The sequence below is a fragment of the Geodermatophilus sp. SYSU D00815 genome (genome assembly GCF_054050035.1).
The window spans coordinates 61,948-83,044 of sequence record NZ_JBJGYO010000010.1; the positions used below are offsets into that span (position 1 = coordinate 61,948).

The 21,097-nt window shown below is 75.0% G+C and carries 20 protein-coding genes; 3 read left to right on the plus strand and 17 right to left on the minus strand.

What is annotated here, in order from left to right:
- Window positions 1-108 precede the first annotated feature (108 nt).
- Both uvrA and ACI78S_RS13425 read right to left on the minus strand, forming a co-directional pair.
- Window positions 109-3,000 (minus strand): excinuclease ABC subunit UvrA, encoded by a 2,892-nt coding sequence (gene uvrA / locus ACI78S_RS13420; protein ID WP_456974023.1) that lies wholly within the window; start codon window positions 2,998-3,000, stop codon window positions 109-111.
- A 104-nt stretch (window positions 3,001-3,104) separates the two neighbouring features.
- The gene (locus ACI78S_RS13425) at window positions 3,105-4,514 is read right to left on the minus strand and encodes an amidase (RefSeq protein ID WP_456974025.1); all 1,410 of its coding nucleotides are present in this window, start codon (window positions 4,512-4,514) and stop codon (window positions 3,105-3,107) included.
- A gap of 49 nt (window positions 4,515-4,563) precedes the next feature.
- On the opposite strand from ACI78S_RS13425, the gene ACI78S_RS13430 reads away from it, so the two are divergent.
- On the plus strand, window positions 4,564-5,223 hold the full coding sequence (locus ACI78S_RS13430) for an MBL fold metallo-hydrolase (protein ID WP_456974027.1): 660 nt from the start codon (window positions 4,564-4,566) through the stop codon (window positions 5,221-5,223).
- A gap of 96 nt (window positions 5,224-5,319) precedes the next feature.
- Window positions 5,320-5,571: a hypothetical protein gene (locus ACI78S_RS13435; RefSeq protein ID WP_456974029.1), complete on the plus strand. Its 252-nt coding sequence runs from the start codon at window positions 5,320-5,322 to the stop codon at window positions 5,569-5,571.
- Window positions 5,572-5,581: 10 nt separating this feature from the next.
- Here ACI78S_RS13435 and ACI78S_RS13440 read toward each other — a convergent pair whose 3' ends face one another.
- From ACI78S_RS13440 to ACI78S_RS13500, 13 genes are all read right to left on the minus strand, one after another.
- On the minus strand, window positions 5,582-5,995 hold the full coding sequence (locus ACI78S_RS13440; protein ID WP_456974031.1) for a response regulator: 414 nt from the start codon (window positions 5,993-5,995) through the stop codon (window positions 5,582-5,584).
- Window positions 5,996-6,214: 219 nt separating this feature from the next.
- Window positions 6,215-6,496 carry a hypothetical protein gene (locus ACI78S_RS13445; protein WP_456974033.1) on the minus strand — a complete coding sequence of 94 codons (282 nt, stop codon included), beginning with the start codon at window positions 6,494-6,496 and terminating at the stop codon, window positions 6,215-6,217.
- A gap of 33 nt (window positions 6,497-6,529) precedes the next feature.
- Window positions 6,530-8,083: a polyamine aminopropyltransferase gene (locus tag ACI78S_RS13450; RefSeq protein WP_456974035.1), complete on the minus strand. Its 1,554-nt coding sequence runs from the start codon at window positions 8,081-8,083 to the stop codon at window positions 6,530-6,532.
- A gap of 16 nt (window positions 8,084-8,099) precedes the next feature.
- A complete protein-coding gene (locus ACI78S_RS13455) occupies window positions 8,100-8,570 on the minus strand; it encodes a DUF350 domain-containing protein (RefSeq protein WP_456974037.1) in 471 nt (156 codons plus the stop codon).
- Between the two features lie 22 nt (window positions 8,571-8,592).
- Entirely contained in the window at window positions 8,593-9,009 is a 417-nt protein-coding gene (locus tag ACI78S_RS13460) for a DUF4247 domain-containing protein (RefSeq protein WP_456974039.1), read from the minus strand.
- On the minus strand, window positions 8,997-9,506 hold the full coding sequence (locus ACI78S_RS13465) for a DUF2617 family protein (RefSeq protein WP_456974041.1): 510 nt from the start codon (window positions 9,504-9,506) through the stop codon (window positions 8,997-8,999). Before ACI78S_RS13465 ends, ACI78S_RS13460 begins: the two co-directional genes overlap by 13 nt.
- A complete protein-coding gene (locus ACI78S_RS13470) occupies window positions 9,503-10,102 on the minus strand; it encodes a DUF4178 domain-containing protein (RefSeq protein WP_456974043.1) in 600 nt (199 codons plus the stop codon). The genes ACI78S_RS13465 and ACI78S_RS13470 overlap by 4 nt, the downstream gene beginning before the upstream one ends.
- Window positions 10,103-10,195: 93 nt before the next feature.
- Entirely contained in the window at window positions 10,196-11,197 is a 1,002-nt protein-coding gene (locus ACI78S_RS13475; protein WP_456974045.1) for a winged helix DNA-binding domain-containing protein, read from the minus strand.
- 86 nt (window positions 11,198-11,283) lie between these two features.
- Window positions 11,284-12,033 (minus strand): SDR family NAD(P)-dependent oxidoreductase, encoded by a 750-nt coding sequence (locus tag ACI78S_RS13480; protein WP_456974047.1) that lies wholly within the window; start codon window positions 12,031-12,033, stop codon window positions 11,284-11,286.
- 10 nt (window positions 12,034-12,043) lie between these two features.
- Window positions 12,044-13,045: an acetamidase/formamidase family protein gene (locus ACI78S_RS13485; protein ID WP_456974049.1), complete on the minus strand. Its 1,002-nt coding sequence runs from the start codon at window positions 13,043-13,045 to the stop codon at window positions 12,044-12,046.
- A gap of 81 nt (window positions 13,046-13,126) precedes the next feature.
- Window positions 13,127-14,341, minus strand: coding sequence for an alpha-hydroxy acid oxidase (locus ACI78S_RS13490; protein ID WP_456974051.1), 1,215 nt, complete (start codon window positions 14,339-14,341; stop codon window positions 13,127-13,129).
- Window positions 14,342-14,360: 19 nt separating this feature from the next.
- Window positions 14,361-15,359 (minus strand): DUF2891 family protein, encoded by a 999-nt coding sequence (locus tag ACI78S_RS13495; protein ID WP_456974053.1) that lies wholly within the window; start codon window positions 15,357-15,359, stop codon window positions 14,361-14,363.
- On the minus strand, window positions 15,356-17,410 hold the full coding sequence (locus ACI78S_RS13500) for a S9 family peptidase (RefSeq protein ID WP_456974055.1): 2,055 nt from the start codon (window positions 17,408-17,410) through the stop codon (window positions 15,356-15,358). The genes ACI78S_RS13495 and ACI78S_RS13500 overlap by 4 nt, the downstream gene beginning before the upstream one ends.
- 76 nt (window positions 17,411-17,486) lie before the next feature.
- Here ACI78S_RS13500 and ACI78S_RS13505 point away from each other — a divergent pair, with 76 nt between their 5' ends.
- The gene (locus ACI78S_RS13505) at window positions 17,487-18,740 is read left to right on the plus strand and encodes an amidohydrolase family protein (protein ID WP_456974057.1); all 1,254 of its coding nucleotides are present in this window, start codon (window positions 17,487-17,489) and stop codon (window positions 18,738-18,740) included.
- On the opposite strand, the gene ACI78S_RS13510 is transcribed toward ACI78S_RS13505, so the two are convergent.
- Both ACI78S_RS13510 and ACI78S_RS13515 read right to left on the minus strand, forming a co-directional pair.
- Entirely contained in the window at window positions 18,737-19,840 is a 1,104-nt protein-coding gene (locus ACI78S_RS13510) for a TerC family protein (protein WP_456974059.1), read from the minus strand. The genes ACI78S_RS13505 and ACI78S_RS13510 overlap by 4 nt on opposite strands.
- Before the next feature lie 111 nt (window positions 19,841-19,951).
- Window positions 19,952-21,052, minus strand: a complete 1,101-nt coding sequence (locus ACI78S_RS13515; RefSeq protein WP_456974061.1) for a TerC family protein — start codon at window positions 21,050-21,052, stop codon at window positions 19,952-19,954.
- Window positions 21,053-21,097 lie beyond the last annotated feature (45 nt).

The following is a 21,097-nucleotide window of genomic DNA, read 5'->3' on the forward strand; positions in this document are numbered from 1 at the left end:
GCGCGATCCGCCGGGCAGCACCGGTCCGCCGGGCGCCCCCGATCCGGCGGGTCCGCCGGTCCCGCTGAGTCGCGCCGGGGCCGGCTCGCGCCCACCCCGGCGCGGGGCTCAGCTCGCCTTCTTGCGGGGCCGGCGCTTGGGCGCCGCGGCGGCGTTGACCGCCTCGGGGTCGAGGATGCGGGCCAGGTACCGGCCGGTGTGGCTCTCCGGCACGGTGGCGACGAACTCCGGCGGGCCCTCGGCGACGACCGTGCCGCCGCGGAAGCCGCCCTCGGGGCCCATGTCGATGAGCCAGTCGGCGCTCTTGATGACGTCCAGGTTGTGCTCGATCACCACGACCGAGTTGCCCTTGTCGACCAGGCCCTGCAGCACGAGCAGCAGCTTGCGGATGTCCTCGAAGTGCAGGCCGGTGGTCGGCTCGTCGAGCACGTAGATGGACCGCCCGTTGGAGCGCTTCTGCAGCTCGCTGGCCAGCTTGACCCGCTGCGCCTCGCCGCCGGAGAGCGTGGTGGCCGGCTGGCCGAGCCGGACGTAGCCCAGCCCGACGTCGGTGAGCGTGCGCAGGTACCGGGCGATCGCCGGGATGGCGGCGAAGAAGTCGGCCGCCTCCTCGATCGGCATGTCCAGGACCTCGGCGACCGTCCTGCCCTTGTAGTGCACCTCGAGCGTCTCCCGGTTGAACCGGGCGCCCTTGCAGACCTCGCAGGGGACGTAGACGTCGGGCAGGAAGTTCATCTCGATCTTGAGCGTGCCGTCGCCGGAGCACGCCTCGCAGCGGCCGCCCTTGACGTTGAACGAGAACCGCCCCGGCTGGTAGCCGCGGATCTTGGCCTCGGACGTCTGGGCGAACAGCTTGCGGACGTGGTCCCACACCCCGGTGTAGGTGGCGGGGTTGGACCGCGGGGTGCGGCCGATCGGCGACTGGTCGACGTGCACCACCTTGTCGAGGTGCTCCAGGCCGGTGATCGTACGGTGCCGGCCGGGCACCATCCGCGCGCGGTTCAGCTCGTTGGCCAGGGTCGTGTAGAGGATGTCGTTGACCAGCGACGACTTGCCCGACCCGGAGACGCCGGTCACCGCGACGAACAGGCCCAGCGGGAACGTCACGTCGACGCCCTTGAGGTTGTGCTCGCGCGCGCCCTTGACCACGAGCTCGCGGCCGGGGGTCGGCTGCCGCCGCTTCTCGGGGACGGCGATCTCCTTGCGACCCGACAGGTATGCGCCGGTCAGCGACTTCTCGCTGCCCAGCAGCTCCTCGACGGTCCCGCTGACGACGACCTCGCCGCCGTGCTCGCCGGCGCCCGGGCCGATGTCGACCACCCAGTCGGCGGTCTTGATCGTGTCCTCGTCGTGCTCGACCACGATGAGCGTGTTGCCCATGTCGCGCAGCCGGACCAGCGTCTCGATCAGCCGCGTGTTGTCGCGCTGGTGCAGCCCGATCGACGGCTCGTCCAACACGTAGAGGACGCCGACCAGGCCCGAGCCGATCTGGGTGGCGAGGCGGATGCGCTGCGCCTCGCCGCCGGCCAGGGTCGCCGCCGGCCGGTCCAGCGACAGGTAGTCGAGGCCGACGTCGACGAGGAAGGACAGCCGCGCCTGGATCTCCTTGAGCACGCGGTCGGCGATCGCCCGCTCGCGGTCGCCGAGCTCCAGCGCGCCGAGCCACTGCGCGGCCTCGCCGATCGACAGGTTGGTCACCTCGGCGATCGAGCGCCCGCTGAGCTTGACGGCGAGGATCTCCGGCTTGAGCCGGGTGCCGTGGCACACGGGGCAGGGCACGTCGCGCATGTAGCCCTCGTACTTGTCCCGCATGTAGTCGCTGTCGGTGTCCTCGTGCCGCCGCTCCAGGAACGGCAGCACGCCCTCGAACGCCGCGTAGTAGCTGCGCTGGCGGCCGTAGCGGTTCTTGTAGCGGACGTGCACCTGGTCGGGCGAGCCGTGCAGGACCGCCTTCTGGACCTTGGCCGGCAGCTGCTCCCACGGGGTGTCCATGGAGAACCCCATCTGGTCGGCCAGGCCCGACAGCAGCCGCTGGAAGTACTCGTTGCTCATCGAGCCGGCCCACGGGGCGACCGCGCCGGCGGCGAGGCTCTTCTCCGGGTCGGGGACGACGAGGTCGGGGTCGACCTCCTTGCGCGTGCCGATACCGGTGCACTCGGGGCAGGCGCCGAACGGCGAGTTGAACGAGAACGAGCGCGGCTCGAGCGCCTCGAACGACAACCCGTCGTCGACGCAGGCCAGGTGCTCGGAGAAGGTCCGCTCGCGGTACGGGTCGTCGTCCGGGAGGTCGACGAAGTCGAGGACGACGAGGCCGCCGGCCAGCCCCAGCGCGGTCTCGACCGAGTCGGTCAGCCGGCGCTTGGCGCTCTCCTTGACGGTGAGGCGGTCGACGATGACCTCGATGGAGTGCTTCTCCTGCTTCTTCAGCTTCGGCGGCTCGGTGAGCGGGTGCACCACGCCGTCGACGCGCACGCGGGAGAAGCCCTGGGTCTGCAGCGAGCTGAACAGGTCGACGTACTCGCCCTTGCGCGCCCGCACGACCGGGGCGAGCACTTGGAAGCGGGTGCCCTCCTCCATGGACAGCACCTGGTCGACGATCTGCTGCGGGGTCTGCCGGGAGATCGGCTTGCCGCAGTTGGGGCAGTGCGGCTGGCCGGCGCGGGCGTAGAGCAGCCGCAGGTAGTCGTAGACCTCGGTGATCGTGCCGACCGTCGACCGCGGGTTGCGGTTGGTCGACTTCTGGTCGATCGAGACGGCCGGCGAGAGGCCCTCGATGAAGTCGACGTCGGGCTTGTCCATCTGCCCGAGGAACTGGCGGGCGTAGGCCGACAGGGACTCGACGTAGCGGCGCTGCCCCTCGGCGAAGATCGTGTCGAAGGCCAGGCTGGACTTGCCGGAGCCGGACAGGCCCGTGAACACGATCAGGGCGTCGCGGGGCAGGTCGAGGTGGACGTCCTTGAGGTTGTGCTCGCGGGCGCCGCGGACGACGAGGCGGTCCATGTGTTCCCTGTCGGTCAAGGGGGGCTGGCGGTCGGTGTGGAGCTGTGGCGGTGCTGGGCGCAGCGCACCCCGACGGGCGGCGGGGCCGCTGTCGCGGGTGCTGCTCAGACGGACGCCGCGACCGGTGGCGCGGCGGGGTCGAAGACCGGCGCGTGACGGCGCCACGGCCGCCGGCGTTCCAGCTCTGCGGCTAGCCAGAGTAGTCGCCCTTCGGCGCCCGGGGGGCCGACGAACTGGACCGGCACCGGCAGCCCCTCCGGCCGCGCCCCGGCCGGGAGGACCAGCGCCGGCAGGCCCGCGAGGTTCCACGGCGAGCCCCAGGGAGCCCACCGCGCGTTGGCGGTGATGTTGGCCACGAACCCGCGCTCGTGCCACGGCCGGGCGGGCAGCGGCGGGCCGGCGGTGATCGGCGTGAGCAGCACGTCGACGTCGTCGAAGAAGCGGACCGCCCGCTGCCGGAACCGCTCGGCGGTCGCCGGGCGGACCAGGTGGGCCCGGCGCACCAGGCGGCCGAGGCGGGCGTGGGTGCGGCTGCGCGGCTGCAGCCGCGCGCGGTCGAGCCGGTGGTGCTCGACGTCGGCGTCGGCGCCGGCCAGCCAGCGGGCCACCGCCCCGGCGGCCGCACCGGGCGGGACGACCGGGTCCGCGGGGACGACGGTGTGCCCGGCGTCGCGGAGCGCCGCGGCCGTGGCGTCGAGCACGGCCCGCGTGACGGCGTCGGCGCGGACGCCGGGCAGCGGGGAGCGGGCCGAGACCGCGACGCGCAGCGGGCGCCCCGGGTCGGCCGGCGCGAGGTCGGCCCCGGCCAGGACGGCGGTGGCGAGCGCGAGGTCGGCGACCGTGGTGGCCAGCGCGCCGTTCTCGGCCATGCCCGACCAGTCGTCGAGCCCCACCCCGGCCGGCACCACGTCGCTGCCGGGCTTCAGGGTCACCAGGCCGCACGCGGCCGCGGGCAGCCGCAGCGATCCCATGCCGTCGTTGCCGTGGGCGACCGGGACGCAGCCGGAGGCCACCGCGGCGGCGCTGCCACCGGAGCTGCCGGCCGCCGAGAGGGCGGTGTCCCAGGGGTTGCGGGTGACCGTGCCCGGCCCGTCGGTGGCCGCGTAGAGGCAGAGCTCGGGCACCCGCGTGATGCCGACGACCACGGCGCCGGCCGCGCGCAACCGGGCGACCACCTCGTGGTCGGCGGTCGCCGGGTCGGTCGGGCAGGCGAGCGACCCGTCGGTGCACACCTCGCCGGCCACCTCGACGTTGTCCTTGACCGCCACCGGGACCCCCGCCAGGGGCAGCGTGGCGCGCTCGGGCGCGGCGTCGACGGCGGACGCCTCGGCGAGCGCGGCCTCGGCGCGGACCACGCGGAACGCCCCCACCCGGGCGTCGACGGCGGCGATGTGGTCGAGGTGCGCCCGGACGACGTCGACGGCCGACAGGGCTCCGGAGCGCACGCGCGCCGCGATCTCGGTGGCCGGCAGGCCGACGACCTGAGCAGCGCCCGCAGCTCCGCTAGCGTCCATGACCCAGGAACCTAACCGCGGCCGCTGACACTTTCCGATCGGAGTCCAGATGACCTACACCGGCGACGTCGAGGTGGGCGGGCCGGCCGACGTCCGGGAACTGCCCGGGCTGACGATCACCAAGCTCGCCGTGTCCGAGATGGCCAACAACGTCTACCTGCTGCGCGACGCGGCGACCGGCGAGGCGCTGCTGGTCGACGCGGCGGCCGAGCCGGAGAAGCTGCTCGGGCTCGTCGAGGGCGTCGACCTGCGCACCGTCGTCACCACGCACGGGCACTGGGACCACCACCGCGCGCTGCCCGAGGTGGTCGAGGCGACCGGCGCCGTCACGGTCGCCCACCCGGCCGACGCCGGCGACCTGCCGGTGCCGGTGCGGCGGCCGGTGGAGCACGGCGACACCGTGACCGTGGGCGAGCAGGCGCTCGAGGTCGTGCACCTGCGCGGGCACACGCCGGGCAGCATCGCCCTGGTCTGGCGCGGACCGGAGGGCGCGGGCACCCACGTGTTCACCGGCGACAGCCTCTTCCCCGGCGGCGTCGGCAACACCCAGAAGGACCCGGCGCGCTTCGCCAGCCTGATCGACGACGTCGAGGAGCGGCTGTTCGGCACGCTGCCCGACGGGACGTGGGTCTACCCCGGCCACGGCAAGGACACGACGCTCGGCGCCGAGCGGCCCCACCTCGGGGAGTGGCGCGAGCGCGGCTGGTAGTCGCTGCGCCGGGAACGCGGACGAATCGCCGGGGGGATCGCCGGGTACGGAGGTGCGGGCACGGGGACGTCGACGGACACACCCGGGAGGCGCACGGTGCAGAGCGAGGCGAAGCGGGCGGCGCAGGACGCGCTGTTCGCCGCGATCCAGGACCAGGCCGAGAACAACATGCGGGCCGCGCTGCGGGCGCCGGAGAAGGCCCAGCTGCTGCGGGACCTGGCGGAGGCCTACCGCCTGACCGCCGGCGGCTGGGTGCCGGACGTGCCGCGGCGCAACGGCACGCCCGCGGGGGCCCGGGACGGGAAGCCCGCGGACGACGGGGCGCGCAAGCGGGCGCCCGCCGGCTGAGCCGGCGCCGTCAGCCGCGACCGCGCAGGAAGCGCCTCGCCAGCGGGCACCAGACCGTGCCGCCGGCCGCGATCGCCCGGACCAGCGTGGGCAGGTCCCCCGAGTCCTCGCCCTTGACCAGGTAGCCGGCGACCCCGAGCTCCTCGGCCTCGCTGACCGCGTCGGCGGTGACGGTGCCCGTCAGCATGACCACGCGGGAGCCCGGGCGGGCCGCCAGCAGGTCGCGGGTGGCCTCCAGCCCGTTCCGGCGGGGCATGGCCACGTCCATCAGGACCACGTCGGGATCGGCGCGCAGCGCGGCGTCGACCACCTCCGAGCCGTCGGCGCACTCCCCCACGACGTCGATGTCGTCGGTCTCGGCGAACAGGCTCCCGAGGGCCTCCCGCACGAACGCGTGGTCATCGACGACCAGCACCTTGATCACCGCGCGACCTCCTCGGGGCTCGTCCTCGGGGCACGGCGCACCCGAGGAACGGTCACCCGGGGGAAGACTGCGGCAGCACAGCAGGTGACGGCAGCCGTGGTCGGTGGGCTCTCCCCACCCCGGGGACGTCGTCGGGCGGTCCACCCTCCCCAACGAGCCCCGGGACGAAGGGTTACCCCGCCGCGGACGGGGCGCAACCCGCCGGGGACCGTCCCGGGCCTACTCCCCCTCGAAGAGGGCGACCAGCTCGTCCGCCGTCCCGGCGACGTGCAGGGGGACGACGGACACGGTCCAGGCCGGCCGGCGGTCGTCGAGGGCGACGGCCAGGTCCCACGCCGCGCGGGCGGTCAGCGGGCCGAAGCAGGCGTCGTCCCCGTCGTCACCGACCGCGATCTCGACCAGCCAGGTGTCGGAGAGGTCGGTGGCCAGCTCGGCGAAGTCCGGCTCGGTGCCGTCCTCGGGGTCGGGGGCATCCGCCGGCACGGGGTAGATGAGCGCCATCCGCGGAACGCTACTCAGGCGGTACGGCGCCGCTCAGCCGACGTACCCCTGCCGCACGTCGTCGACGATGCGCGGGCGGTCGAGGGTGGACGGCGGCAGCGACGTCCGCGGCCGGTCGGGCGGGAAGACGCCGGCCGCCTGCAGGGTGGCGTCGTCGAGCGAGCGCAGGGGCGGTGCCGCCGGCGACAGCGCCAGCCCGGGCGCCGGCCCGGCCGCGGCCAGGGTGAAGCCCCAGTCGCCGAAGCTCGGCACGTGCACGTGGTAGGGCGTGGCCGCCAGCCCGGCCGACTCCACCGTGCTCACCGTGCGCCAGTACGCCGTCGGTGTGGAGTACGGGCTGCCGGACTGCACCACCACCAGCCCGTCCGGCGCCAGCACGGTGGACACCAGGCCGTAGAACTCCGTGGAGTACAGCCGCCCGAGCGCCGGGGTGTCGGGGTCGGGCATGTCGACGACGACGGCGTCGAACGGGCCCGCCGGCGAGTCGCGCAGCCAGCGGAAGGCGTCCGCGACGACCACCCGCACCCGCGGGTCGTCCAGCGCGTGCGCGTTCAGCCCGGCCAGACGCGTGCGGGCCAGCTCCAGCACCGCCGGGTCGAGCTCGACCTGCACGACCTCCTCCACCGACGGGTACCGCAGCACCTCCCGCGCGGCCAGCCCGTCGCCCCCGCCCAGCACCAGCACCCGCCGGGGGTCGCGGGCCATCACCGGGTGCACCAGCGCCTCGGTGTAGCGGTGCTCGTCGACGCTGGAGAACTGCAGGTCGCCGTCGAGGTAGAGGCGCAGGTCGGCGCCGCGCTCGGTGAGCACGACCTCCTGGTACCGCGAGCGCTCGGCGGCGACGATCGGGTCGCTGTAGAGCCGCTGCCGCGCGGTGACCTCGATGTCCTCGGCCTGCACGAGCAGCACGCCGAGCGCCGCGGCCGCGGCGACCAGCGCCGTCGCCGCGCCCCGGCGGGCCCACCGCCCCAGCTGCGGGCGGAGCAGGAAGACGGCCACCACCGCCGCGGCCGCCAGGTTGACCATGCCGGTGACGGCGGCGCCGCGCACCTGCCCGGTCAGCGGCAGCAGCAGGAAGGGCCAGGCCAGCCCGCCCAGCAGCGCACCGGCGTAGTCGGCGGCGTTGAGGTCGGCCAGCAGCGAGCCGGAGGTCCGGGCGTCCAGGCCGCTGCGGCCCGACTGCAGCAGCGTCATCAGCAGCGGCACCTCGGCCCCGACCAGCACGCCCAGGACGGCGGTCGCCGCAACCAGCACCGCGCCGCTGGTGCCGTAGAACGAGAACGCGACGTACAGCGTGACGGCGCTGAGCCCGCCGAGGACGCCGAGCAGGATCTCCACGGCCACGAAGGTCGCGGCGGCCCGCCCGAGGAGCGGCTTGACCAGCAGCGCCCCGAGGCCCAGCGCGGCGACGTAGCCGGCGACGATCAGCGACGTCTGGGTGATGCCGCCGCCGGCCAGGCTGGTCGACAGCGTGAGCAGTACCAGCTCGTAGACCAGCCCGCAGGCGGCGCAGACGGCCACCGCGGCCAGCAGCAGCGGCCGCAGCAGCCGGACGCGGGCCGGCGGGCGGGCGACGGTGGCGGCCACGAGCTCGGGGACGGCCTCAGGAGAGCGCGGCGGCGTTCACCGCGCCGATGGCGACCAGGCTCGCGGCGACCGCCCAGCTCGCGCCGCACAGCCTCGGCTCGTTGACCAGGTTGCGCAGGTGGCCGGGCACGAACGCGTCGAGCAGCCGCAGCGCGACCGCCTGCAGGGCGATCCCGACCAGGCCGTAGACCAGCGTGTCGACCAGCCCCTGCGACAGCCCCAGCTCGTCGTCGCTGGTCATGATCGAGGTGACCACGATGATCGCCAGCGCCAGGTGGTTGGCGCCCAGCAGCACCGCCGCGTTGGGGTTGCGGTCGGTGTAGACCTGCGTGCGCAGGTTGCCCGGCGTCAGCAGGTCCAGCACCGCGAAGCCGAGCGCCAGGATCAGGAACCCGACGACGAAGTACAGCAGCGTGGCCACGACGCCGTCGGCCAGGAGCCCCCCGTCCACCGACCCGAAGTCGAGGGCCTGCACGGTCGCGGTCACGCATTCCTCCTAGGAGAGCTGGTCACTTGGCGTCGCCGGGGCCGCCGTCGGAGGCGCCGCCGGCGGGTGAGCCCGGGGTGAAGCCCGGGCCCAGGTAGGCGAAGAAGCCGCTGCGGTAGCGCCGGTCCAGGTCCTCGACCCGGATGCTGCTGCCGTTCGTCGCGGGGCTCACGGTCACGATGTCGTCGTCGTAGCGCAGGTACTCGTTGCCGCCGTCGGCGGCGCGGGCCGCCGGCCGCACCGCGTCGGCGATCCGGGCGGTGACGGTGCCGACCGGGTCCGGCGAGGAGTACGTGCGGGTGTCCCCCGACCCGGTGCCGTTGCCGAACGTGTCGTCGAGGTAGCCGCGCACCTGGGTGTCGCTGCCCCCGCAGCCGGCCAGCACCACGAGGGCGACCAGCAGCGCCCCTGCCCAGCGGCGCGCCCTCACGGCGTCCACCGGCTGCTCGTCGTCACGACCACGCCGTGCTCCTCCCCCGGGTACAGGTGCCAGCTCTCCCACCGCCAGCCGCCCCCGGGCAGGGCGGCGGCGGTGAGGGCGGTGACCGCGCCGTCCCCGCCGGGGAAGGCGCCGCACAGCCAGGCGGGGTCGGTCTCCGCGAGCTCGTGCAGCCGCCGCGCCTGCGCCTCGAGCTCGGCGCGCGGCACCTCGCGGGTCTCCGACATCAGCCGGTGGGCGCCGGAGCGGGCCGAGCGCGGCAGCCGGGTGCCGCCGGCGGCGACCGCGTCGCAGGACACCTGCTCGGTCAGCACGGCGCCGGGCACCGACGCCGTCACCACGTGCGAGGCGCCGAGGACGCCGAGGGTGAGCGAGCCGCCGCGGCCGTCGGACAGGGTGAGCTCCGCCAGCGCGGCCGGGGCGGGGACGTCGAGGACGAGCCCGAGCGCGTCGGCGCGGACGTCGCGGGGGACGACGTCCAGGAGGTGCACGGTCATGCCTCGGGGGTCCGGTGGTAGACGATCAGCTCGCCGAGGGAGACGGCGCGGCCGGTCGAGACCTCCCACGACTGGGTCTCCGCCCAGCGCTCGAAGGCGATCAGGCCGGTGCCGTCGGCGGTCTTGTAGTCGGCGTAGTCCATGACGCCGCTGGGGGCGGTGCCCGTGGTGCCCTCGGCGGTGTAGCGCGCCCGGCCGCGCTCGACCTGGCGGTGCACCCGGTCGTCGAGCACGACGTCGCCGCCCGGGACGAGGTTCGTGCCCTCGCGGCGCATCCACAGGGTCATCTCGAGGTCGCCCTCGTCGTCCTCGACGGTGAGCCAGCGGCGCCCGGTCGACCCGTCGAGCAGGTGCTCGCGCCAGACGACCCCGCCCTCCTCCAGCGTGATCGTGCCCCGCACGACGTGGTCGATCCCCGCGTAGGTGATCACGTCGCCGGGGCCGATCTTGTGCGGGTCGTAGAGCTCGGGCTGGTCGGCCAGCGGGTCGACCCGGCGCGGCGGCGGCGCCGTGCGCGCGCGGCGGGCCCGCAGGACCACCACGACCACGCCGACCACCACGGCCAGCACCAGGACGACGAGCAGCACCTCGGTCATCGAGCGGGGGTCTCCTGCGGTCGTCGGTGGGGAACGGCGGAACCGTATCGCTTCGTGCGGGCGCGCCGGGGCTCCGTCCCCGCGGCGTGTGGATCAGCCGGCGCGCAGCTCGTGCTGCCGGCCGGGCGCGAGGAAGGCGAGCAGCCGGGCCCCCTCCCCGGCCAGCTCCTCGCGCTGCGGCCCGGTCAGCGGCAGCGACGGCCGCACGTGCAGCACGGTGGCGTCGCCGTCGCGCCGGGCCGACCAGGTGGCCGAGACCAGTCCGTCGACGAGCACGGTGCCGGTCCAGCCGCCGGGGCCGCCGTCCAGCCGGACGTGGTCGGCGTCGGCCACCACCCGCGCGCGGTCGGCGTGGGACAGCGTCACGTTGTCGTACTCGGCGAGGAAGCGGACCGGCGCGGGGATGTCGGGGGGAGGCAGCGGGGCGCCGGGCACGTCGACGAGCTCGGCGCCGTCCTCGGTGCGGAACCGGCGCAGCCGCGGGCCCAGGCGGTCGACGACCTCGCGCAGCCGGGTCAGCCCGCACCAGGCCTGCACGTCGCGCACCGTGGCCGGGCCGAACGCGGCCAGGTAGCGCAGCACGACGTCGTCGACCGACGCCGGACCGGGCCCCTCCCCCAGCCAGGCCGCGGTCGGCGCCATCACCGCCGCGCCGGTGCCGGTCCACGTGCCGCGCGGCGGCGGCTGCACCCACGGCACCCGGTAGCTGGCGACGAAGGCGACCGCCTCGGCGTCGACGTCGGGGTGCCGGGCCGCGAGCGCGCGGGTCAGCTCGGCGCGGCCCATCGGCCGCTCGGTGAGCAGGCCGGCGGCCTCGTCCAGCAGCGCGGAGACGTCCTGCCCGCGCAGCCGCTGCCCCCACACGGTGCTCGCCACCGTGCGCTCCAGGACCGGCTGCAGCAGCGGCCGCAGGGCGAGCGCGTCGGCGGCGGTGACCAGGTGGATCGTCGTGCGCATGAGCTGCGTGCGCACCGCCCGGCGGGACACCAGCAGCTCGTCGAGCTCCGCGGGGTCGTAACCGGCCAGCCGGTCCCACAGCGCCAGGTGCGGCACCCGGGGCACCTGCGCCTGCAGCCCGACCAGGTCCTCGAGCACGCGCGCCACCGGCCGCCCGACCCGCTCCAGCAGCAGCTGCCGGGCGAGGGTCGCGCGGCCGAGGGCCCGCCGGCCGAGGACGTCGCTCAGAGCTGGATGCCCCGGGTGACCGCGCCGTCCACCACCAGGTGGGTGCCCGTGGTGAAGCTGGAGACGGGGCTGGAGAGGAACACCACCGCCTTGGCGACCTCGTGCGGCGTGCCCATCCGCCCGGTCGGGTTCGCGGCCAGCACCTGCGCGTACAGGTCGGGCAGGTTCTGCTCGGCGCCGTGCCAGAACCCGCCCTCGAAGTAGGTGTTGCCCGGGGAGACCACGTTGGCCCGCACCCCCCGGCCGGCGAGCTGCAGCGCCAGGCCGGCGATGTAGCCGACGATCGCCGTCTTCATCGTCGCGTAGGGGCCCGCGGCGAAGTCCGCCTCGCGCCCGGAGACGCTGGAGATGGCCACGATCGACCCGCGGCCGCTCGCCTCGAGGTGCGGCAGGGCGGCCCTGCTGAGGCGCACCGTGTGCATCAGGTCCGTCTCGAACCCCGTGTACCAGTTCTCCTCGGTGTCGGGGACGGCGATCGCGCTGACGTTGGCGACGACGGCGTCGAGCCCGCCCAGGCGCCCGGCGGCCTCCTCCACCCAGGCGGTGAGCGCCGCGCCGTCCCGGACGTCGAGCTGCACCCCGCGGGCGCCGGGCACGGCCTTCTCGGTCGCCTCGATCTCGGCCGCGTCGCGGGCGCAGAACTCGACGGTGGCGCCCTCGTCGGCGAACGTCTCGACGATCGCCCGGCCGATGCCGCGGGTGCCCCCGGTGACGAGCACGCGGGAGCCGGTCAGCTGCAGGTCCATGGGTGTCCTCTCAGAGCAGGGATGTGGCGCGGGAGCGGAGCTCGGCGTGCAGGCCGCCGTAGGCGGCGGCGGGCGGGAGCAGCGCCTTGGCCGCCTTGACCACGGCGCTGTAGTTGGCGTCGACGACGTTGGCGATCGGCACCTCGGTGATCTGGGAGAGCAGCTGGTAGGCGTCCATCGGGTGCAGGCCGTAGAGCTCCTCGAACCAGCGCACCAGCTCGACCTGGCCGATCCGCCAGGCGTCCTCGAGCGGCCGGCTGGAGCCGACGGTCATCCAGTGGGTGTCGTCCTCCAGCCGCGGCCAGGCGGGCGCCCCGCCCTTGACCAGCTCGACGACCAGCGTCGTCGTCATGGCGCCCTCGACGGCGGTGCCGCAGGCCTCGCCCTCACCCTGCCGGTAGTGGCCGTCGCCCACGGAGAACAGCGCGCCCTCGACGTTGACGCCGAGGAAGCAGGTGGTGCCGGGGCGCATCTGCGGGGTGTCCATGTTGCCGCCGAACCGCTCGGGGACCAGCGAGCTGCGCACCTCTCCCCCGGGCGGCGCGACGCCGACCGTGCCCAGCATGGGCGCCACCGGCAGCTCGACGGAGAGCTCGCTGTGCCGCGCGGCGAAGGTGACGGTGCCCCGCGCGCGGTCGAGCTCGTAGATCCAGGTGGTGTCGGGCAGCGCGTCCTGCAGGGTCGCCGTCCGGTCGGTGCTGGTCAGGCCGCCGAAGAACGGGATGGCCGCCGAGGCCCCCCAGTCGCGGGCCGGCTCCATGGCGACGAAGTGCAGCGCGAGGGTGTCGCCGGGCTCGGCGCCCTCCACGTAGAAGGGGCCGGTCTGCGGGTTGACGAAGCGCAGGTCGACCTTCTCGCTCGACAGGTCGGTGACCGAGCGCAGCGCGCCGCAGAACGCGTCGTCGGACCACAGGCGCAGCACCGACCCGGGGGTGACCTTCCGCAGCGGGGCGACGCCGCCGAAGGTGAAGGCGTACTGCTCGAACGAGGGCACGATCTCGACGACGTCCATGGCGCACCTTAGAAGGACCCCCTCGCCCCCCGCCGCTCGTTCCTCGCGCCGGGCCCCTGCGAGGGCCGTTCCGGCAGTGCCTCAGGGACGCAGACGGGCCCGCTCCGGGGTCAGCTCCGCCACGCCGACGACGCCGAGCAGCTGCATCGTGCGCGCGACCTCCCGCGCGAGGACGTCGACGGCCCGCTGCACGCCGCGCTCGCCGCCGGCCATGAGCCCGTAGAGGTAGGCCCGCCCGACCAGGCAGGCGCGGGCCCCCAGGGCCACCGCGGCGACGACGTCGGCGCCGTCGAGGACGCCGCCGTCCACGTACACCTCGGCGCGGTCGCCGACCGCCCGCACGACGCCCGGCAGCTGCTCCAGCGGGGTGGGCGCGCGGTCGAGCTGGCGCCCGCCGTGGTTGCTGACGACGACGGCGTCGGCCCCGGCGTCCACCACGGCCCGGGCGTCGTCGGCGCCCATGACCCCCTTGACCACCAGCGGGCCGCCCCAGGACTCCTTGAGCGCGGCGACGTCGGCGAGCGTGGCCGCGGGCTCGAAGACCCGGTCGACCAGCTCGGCGACGGTGCCGCCCCACGAGCGCAGGGAGGCGAACTCCAGCGGCGGGGTGGTGAGCAGGTCGACCCACCAGCGCGGGTGGACGGCGGCGTTGGCGACCGTGCGCAGGGTGAGCGCCGGCGGGATCGAGAAGCCGTTGCGGACGTCGCGCAGCCGCGGTCCGGCGACCGGGGTGTCGACGGTGAGCACCAGCGCCTCGTAGCCCGAGGCCCGGGCCCGCTCGACCAGGGCCCGGCTGGCCTCGCGGTCGCGCCAGAGGTAGAGCTGGAACCACCGGCGGGCACCCGGGGCCGCCGCCGCCAGCGCCTCGACCGACGTCGTCCCCATGGTGGACAGGGCGTAGGGGATGCCGGTCCGCTCGGCGACGCGGCCCACGGCGGCCTCGCCCTCGGTGTGCATCAGCCGGGTGAAGCCGGTGGGCGCGAGCACCAGCGGCAGCGCCGCCGGCGCGCCCAGGACCGTCGTCGACGGGTCGACCACGCTGACGTCGCGCAGCACCCGGGGGCAGAACTCGACGCGCTCGAACGCCTCGCGGGACCGGCGCAGGGAGACCTCGGCACCGGCCGCGCCGTCGGCGTAGTCGAACACCGCGCGCGGCACGCGGCGGCGGGCGATCTCCCGCAGGTCGCCGATCGTCGCCGCCCTCGCCAGCCGCCGGTCGGTGGCGTCGCCCGTCAGCCGCCGCGGCCGGACGAGCTCGCGGAACTCCGACCACCTCGGCACCCGGCGCTCGACCACGGCCCCACCCTGCCGCCGGTCAGCACTCCTCGTCCAGGTGGAGCAGGGCGTAGGCGGCCAGCCAGTGCTCCACCGCGTAGTCGCTGCCGCTCACGTGGGCCAGCTCGGGCTCGGCGTGCGCGCGGGCGGTCTCCAGCAGGAGCCCCGCGGCCTCGGGGACGTGCGCGGCGAGCCGGCGCAGCGCCCACGCCCGGCTGAGGTTGAGCCCGTGCAGGTGGGCGGTCTGGCCGTCGCCGGAGTCGGCGACGACGGCGGGCTCGAACAGCGGCCGCTCCGCCAGACCGGGCAGGAATCCGCGCAGCCAGGCCCGGAACTCCCCGGCCGGCAGCACCTCGGCCATCAGCACGGCCTCGGTGAGCACCGGGGAGAGGAAGTCGGCGCCGGACGGCTCCCACCGGACCGGGGCGTCGGTGTCGGCGAGGAACCAGCGCCGGGCGGCGTCCTCGATCGCCCGCAGCGCGCCGTCGTCGCCGGCGGCGGCCCGCCGCCGGGCGGAGGGCAGCGAGCGGACCAGCCCGAAGGCGCTGTTCGGGTGGACGCCGTGCCGCACCGGGTACGGCGCCCGGGGCAGCCAGACCTCCAGCGCGTCGAGGAAGTGGTCGGCCAGCGGCTGCAGCGCCGCCGCCCAGGGCGCGGCCTCCGGCCAGGCCGCCGCCTCCTCGTGCAGGGTCAGCGCCCAGCCCCAGCCGTACGGCCGCTGGGCGCCGGGGTGCGCGGCGTGGTGGGCGACCTCGGCCGCGACGGCGTCCGGCGTGAGGTGCTCGTCGAGCACGGCCCGGACCGCCGCGCCGTCGACCTCGTCGGGGACGCGGCGCAGCAGGCGGAGGAGCACCCAGTGCATCTCCACGGCGGAGTGCCAGTCGTAGCTGCCGTAGAAGGCGGGGTGGCGGTCCCGCGGCCGCTCCGGAGCCGCGCCGGGCGCCCGGTAGAGCACGCGCAGGTCGTACGGGAACTCGGTCCGGACGGTGCGCAGCGCCGTGGCGGCGAGCTCGGCGGCCGCGGCGCGCAGCCCGGTCACGGCACGCGGGTGGAGCGGACCGACAGCGGCGCCGGGTCCACCGGCTCACCGGTGTCGAGCTCGGGGGTCGCGACCGCCGGCGGCAGCTCCACCGCGCCGCGGTTCTGCGGCGTCGGCAGCCAGCGCGCCCACCACCGCAGCACGTGCTCGAGCCGGGCGAGCCGGTGCTTGGGCCGGCCCGACCGCGACAGCTCGTGCCCCTCGCCCGGGAACAGCAGCAGCTCGGTGGGGACGTCGCGGCGCTTGAGCGCGACGTAGAGCCGCAGCCCCTGCTCCACGGGGCAGCGCCAGTCCTCCTCGGAGTGGATGACCAGCGTGGGCGTCCTGATCTTCTCGACCGTGGTCATCGCGCTCTGCGTCGCGATCCGCTCCGGGTCGGTGCCGAGGTACTGGTCGGGGAAGAACCACCCGATGTCGGAGGAGCCGACGAAGCTCACGGGGTCGACGAACGCCCGCTCGCTGATGCCGGCGACGAACCGCGTCGTGCGGCCGAGCAGCAGCGTCGTCATGTAGCCGCCGTACGAGCCGCCCATGATCCCGACGCGGTCGGCGTCGAGCCGCGGGTCCTCCAGGGCGGCGTCGAGGAAGGCGAGGACGTCGTCGGCGTCGAGGGTGCCCCACCGGCCCTGGATCGCCCGGCCGTGCGCCTGCCCGTAGCCCGACGAGCCGCGCGGGTTGCACTGCACGACCGCGTAGCCGGCGGAGACGTAGGTCTGGGTCTCGTCGAACAGCGTCCAGCCGTACTGCGCGAAGGGCCCGCCGTGGATGGTCAGCAGCACGGGGTGCGGGCCCGGGCCGTCGGGCACGGTGACCCAGCCGTGGACGGGGTAGCCGTCGGGCGCGGTCGCCGTGCGCTCGGTCATGCGGTGCACGCGGCCGGTGGCGCCGAGCTCGCGGCCGAAGGAGGTGAGCAGCCGCCGCCGTCCGGGGGTGATCGCGACGAGCTCGCCGGCCGACCGGTCGTGCGCGACCGTCGCCACCACGACGCCGCCCCCGGCGGCGAACCCGCGGACGGTGAACGGCCCGTCGACCAGGGCCACCGGGTCGCCGCCGTCGAGCGGCACCTGCAGCAGCTCCACCGCGCCGCGGCGCTCCACGCCGAACAGCGCGGCGCCGTCGGCGAGCACCGTCGTCGGCGTCTCGTCGCCGCGCTGGTGCTCCTCGGGGTCCAGCAGCGGCTCCAGCGGCCCGCCGGCGGCGTCGACCCGGCAGAGCGTCGCCTGGCTGCCGACGAAGCCGAGGCCGTCGGGGCCGAGGTCGGGCACGGCGGTCAGGTAGACCGTCCGGCCGGTCCGGTCCCACGCGGGGCGGGAGCAGTCGCCCCGGGACCGCGTGATCCGGCGCAGCTGCGAGCCGTCGGGGCGCACGGCGTACACGTCGGTGACCAGGTCGCGGTCGGCGCGCTCGTGCCGCGCGGAGACGAACGCCAGCTCGGTGCCGTCCGGGCTCCAGGCGACGTCGGTGCAGTCGGCGTCGCCGGTGGTGACCTGCACCGGCGGGGCGGGCGCCGCCGCGTCGTCACCGCCGTCGTCGGGCAGGGCGACGACGAAGACCTGGCTGCGCCGGTCGGCCACGAAGCCGACGGCGTCGCGGCGGAACTGGAACGTGGTGATCAGCCGCGGCGGCTCCGCCTCCGGCCCGACCCCGTCGACGGTGCCGTAGCGGCCCTCCTCGGGCACGCGGGCGACGTAGGCCAGCCGGCGCGAGTCGGGCGACCAGACCGGGGCGCCGGCGCCCAGCGGGCAGTCGGTGAGCCGGCGGGCCGTGCCGCCCGCCGTCGGCAGCACGTGCACCTGGGGCCGGCCGCCGGGCGGCGCGGAGAGGTAGGCCAGCCAGCGGCCGTCCGGCGAGAACGCCGGCGCGCTGTCGCGCCCCCCGGAGGTCAGCGGCCGCGCCGGGGCGGAGCCGTCGGTGGGCACCGCCCACAGCTGGCCGCGGTACTCGTCGGCGTCGAGGTCGAGCCGGGTGACGGCCACCACGGCGATCCGGCCGTCCGGCGAGACGGTGGGGACGCCGGGGATCCGCAACAGCGAGAGGTCGTTCGGCCGCACGACGGCGACGCTAACCCAGCGGCCGGCGCCGGTGGATCCTGAGCACCGCTAACGGGTGAGCCGTAGCCTCTCCCCCGTGACTCGGCGAGTGTTCTCCGGTGGGCAGGTCTTCGACGGCACGGGGAGCCCCGCCGCCCGCGCGGACGTCGTGGTGGAGGACGGCCGCGTGCTCGAGGTCGGCCTCGGCCTGGACGGCGACGAGGCGGTCGACTGCTCCGGCGCGACGCTGTTCCCCGGGTTCTTCGACTGCCACGTGCACGTGATGATGAGCGGCGTCGACGTGCTGCGTCAGCTGCAGACGCCGTTCAGCTACCCGTTCTTCGAGGCGGTGCACAACCTCCGGCGCACCCTGGCGCAGGGGATCACCCACGTCCGCGACGCCGGCGGGGCCGACCTGGGCGTCGCCGAGGCGGTGCGCACCGGGCTGGTCACCGGCCCGCGGATGCAGATCTCGATCAGCATGATCAGCCAGACCGGCGGCCACGGCGACGGCTGGCACGTCTGCGGCGCCGACGTCCCCCACCTGCAGCCGCACCCGGGCCGGCCGCGCACGATCGTCGACGGCCCGGACGAGATGCGGCGGAAGGTCCGCGAGCTGGTGCGCGCGGGCGCCGACGTGCTGAAGGTCGCCACGAGCGGCGGCGTCCTCTCGGCCCGCGACGACCCGCAGCACCCGCACTTCCGCCGGGCCGAGCTCGACGTCCTGGTGGAGGAGGCCGAGGCGGCCGGGATCGCGGTGATGGCGCACGCGCAGAGCACCGCGGGGATCAAGGCCGCCGTCCGCGCCGGGATCCGGTCGATCGAGCACGGCATCTTCCTCGACGAGGAGGCGATCGACCTCATGCTCGAGCGCGGCACGTGGCTGGTGCCGACGCTGGCGGCGCCGCGGGCGGTGCTCGACGCCGTCGCGGCCGGCGCCGCGCTGCCCGAGGCGATGCTGGCCAAGGCCGTGGCCGTGCAGAAGGTGCACGACGCCTCGGTGGCGCGGGCGGCGGAGGCCGGCGTGCGCATCGCGATGGGCACCGACACCGGCGTCGGCCCGCACGGCACCAACCTGGGCGAGCTGGCGCTGATGGCCGCCGTCGGGATGAGCCCCGAGGAGGTGTGGCGGGCCACCACGCTGGAGGCCGCCCGGCTGCTGCGGGTGGACAACGGCTACGGCAGCCTCGAGCCGGGCAAGGTGGCCGACCTGGTGGTGCTCGACGGCGACCCGGGCGACCTGAAGGGGCTGGCCGACCGGGTGCGCGAGGTCTACCGCGACGGGCAGCTGGTCGCCGCGGGCGGGGCGACGGTGGAGACCGGCGTCGCCCCGCCGCGCGACCGGCTCTAGCCCCGCCGTTCCCGGGCCGGGTCGTCGTCGGTGGCGGCGATCCGCGGCTCGGCCTCGGCCAGCGCCTCGGGCCCGCGGGAGGGGATGCGCTCGGCCTCCTCGGGCTCGACGACCGGCTCCTCCCGCGCCACGAACTGGCCGCGGGTCTTCAGCAGGCTGGCGACGGTGGCGATCAGCAGCACGCCGATGATCACCGACAGCGACAGCCAGATCGGGATCGTGGGCACCGCCTCGATGTGCTCGCCGCCGTTGATGAACGGCAGCGTGTTCTCGTGCAGGGCCTCCATCACCAGCTTGACGCCGATGAAGGCGAGGATCACCGCCAGGCCCAGCGACAGGTAGACCAGCCGCTTGAGCAGGCCGCCGAGCAGGAAGTACAGCTGCCGCAGGCCCATGAGCGCGAACACGTTCGCGGTGAAGACGATGAACGCCTCGCGGGTGAGCCCGAAGATCGCCGGGATCGAGTCGAGGGCGAAGATCAGGTCCGTCGTCCCCAGGGCGAGGAAGACGACGATCATCGGCGTCCAGTACTTCTTGCCGTCGCGGGTGACGCGGATCTTCGCGCCCTCGAAGTCCTGGGTGATCGGCAGGATCTTGCGCATCCGCCGGATGAGCGCGTTCTCCTCGTAGTCGTCCTCCTCGCCGCGGTGCCGGACGAGGTTGATCGCCGTGTACACGAGGAAGACGCCGAAGATGTAGAACACCCAGCTGAAGCGGGCGATGATCGCCGCGCCCAGCAGGATGAAGATGCCGCGCAGGACGAGCGCGATGATGATGCCGACCATCAGCGCTTCCTGCTGCAGGTGCCGCGGCACCCGGAAGCGGGCCATGATGATCACGAAGACGAAGAGGTTGTCCACCGAGAGCGAGTACTCGGTGAGCCAGCCGGCGTAGAACTCCGTGGCCCGCGTCGCGTCGGTGACCAGCAGGAACAGCACGCCCCAGAGCAGGGCCAGGGCGACGTAGAAGCTCACCCACAGGCTCGCCTCCTTGATGGAGGGCTCGTGCGGGCGGCGGGCGACGATGGCGAGGTCGGCGAGCAGCAGGACCGTGAGCCCCACGAACGTCGAGATCTCGAACCACACGGGGAGCTGATCCACGGGTCCTCACCTTAGGTGCCGGGCGCTGCGCGTGCCGGGCGCACCCGCAGGCGGTGGTCGGTCGGGTCGGCCGGCGTCGGGGGTCGGGTACCCCCGACGCCGGCCGTTCGATCAGGTGCGCGTGCCGCCCGTCGGCAGCGGCAGGTCCTCGGCCCCGCCCTCCTCGCCGGCGGCCACGGGGGCGGACGGCGCCGGGGCCGACGTGGCCGGGGCCGGCGCGGTCCGGCTCGCGGTCACGGCCCGCGCCCGGTCGCGGCGGTCCTTGGCCAGGCTGGCCACGGTGGTGACCAGCAGGGTCACCAGGATGACCGTCAGCGAGAGCCAGGTGGGCACCTCGGGGATCACCGTCACGTGCTCCCCGCCGTTGAGGAACGGCAGCTCGTTGGTGTGCAGCGCGTGGATGAGCAGCTTGATCCCGATGAAGCCGAGGATCACGGCCAGCCCGTAGTGCAGGTACACCAACCGGTCGAGCAGGCCGTCGATGAGGAAGAACAGCTGCCGCAGACCCAGCAGCGAGAACGCGTTGGCGGCGAAGACCAGGAACGTCTCCTGGGTCAGCCCGAAGATCGCCGGGATCGAGTCGACGGCGAACAGGATGTCGGCGCTGCCGATGGCGACCAGGGCGACGGCGAGCGGGGTGATGAAGCGCTTGCCGTCGATCCGCGTCGTCAGCTTGTCGCCGTGGTACTCGTCGGTCGTGGGCAGGAACCGGCGGGTGAACCGCAGGACGCCGTTCTCGTGGTACTCCTCCTCGCCCTGGTGCCCGCCGCGGGCCTGCGCCACCGCGGTCCAGATGAGGAAGGCGCCGAACAGGTAGAAGACCCAGCTGAACTGCTCGATCGCGGCCGCGCCGACGAAGATGAACAGCGTCCGCAGCGCGAGGGCGAAGACGATGCCGTAGAGCAGCACCTTCTGCTGCAGCGCCCGGGGCACCGCGAAGCTGGACATGATCAGCACGAACACGAACAGGTTGTCGACCGACAGGCTCTTCTCGGTCAGGTACCCGGCGAAGTACTCCCCGCCGTACTGGGCGCCGTAGAAGGCGAGGACGAGCAGGCCGAAGACGATGGCGATCGCGACGTAGGCGATCGACCAGATCGCCGACTCGCGGAGGGTCGGCTCGTGCGGTCGGCGGTGGCCGAGCAGGTCGAAGACGACCATCGCCACGACCGCCCCGACCGTGACGGCCCAGACCCAGAACGGGACATCCATGCGGCAACTACCTCCGGTGACTGGCGTGCGTCAGTGACCGGAGGT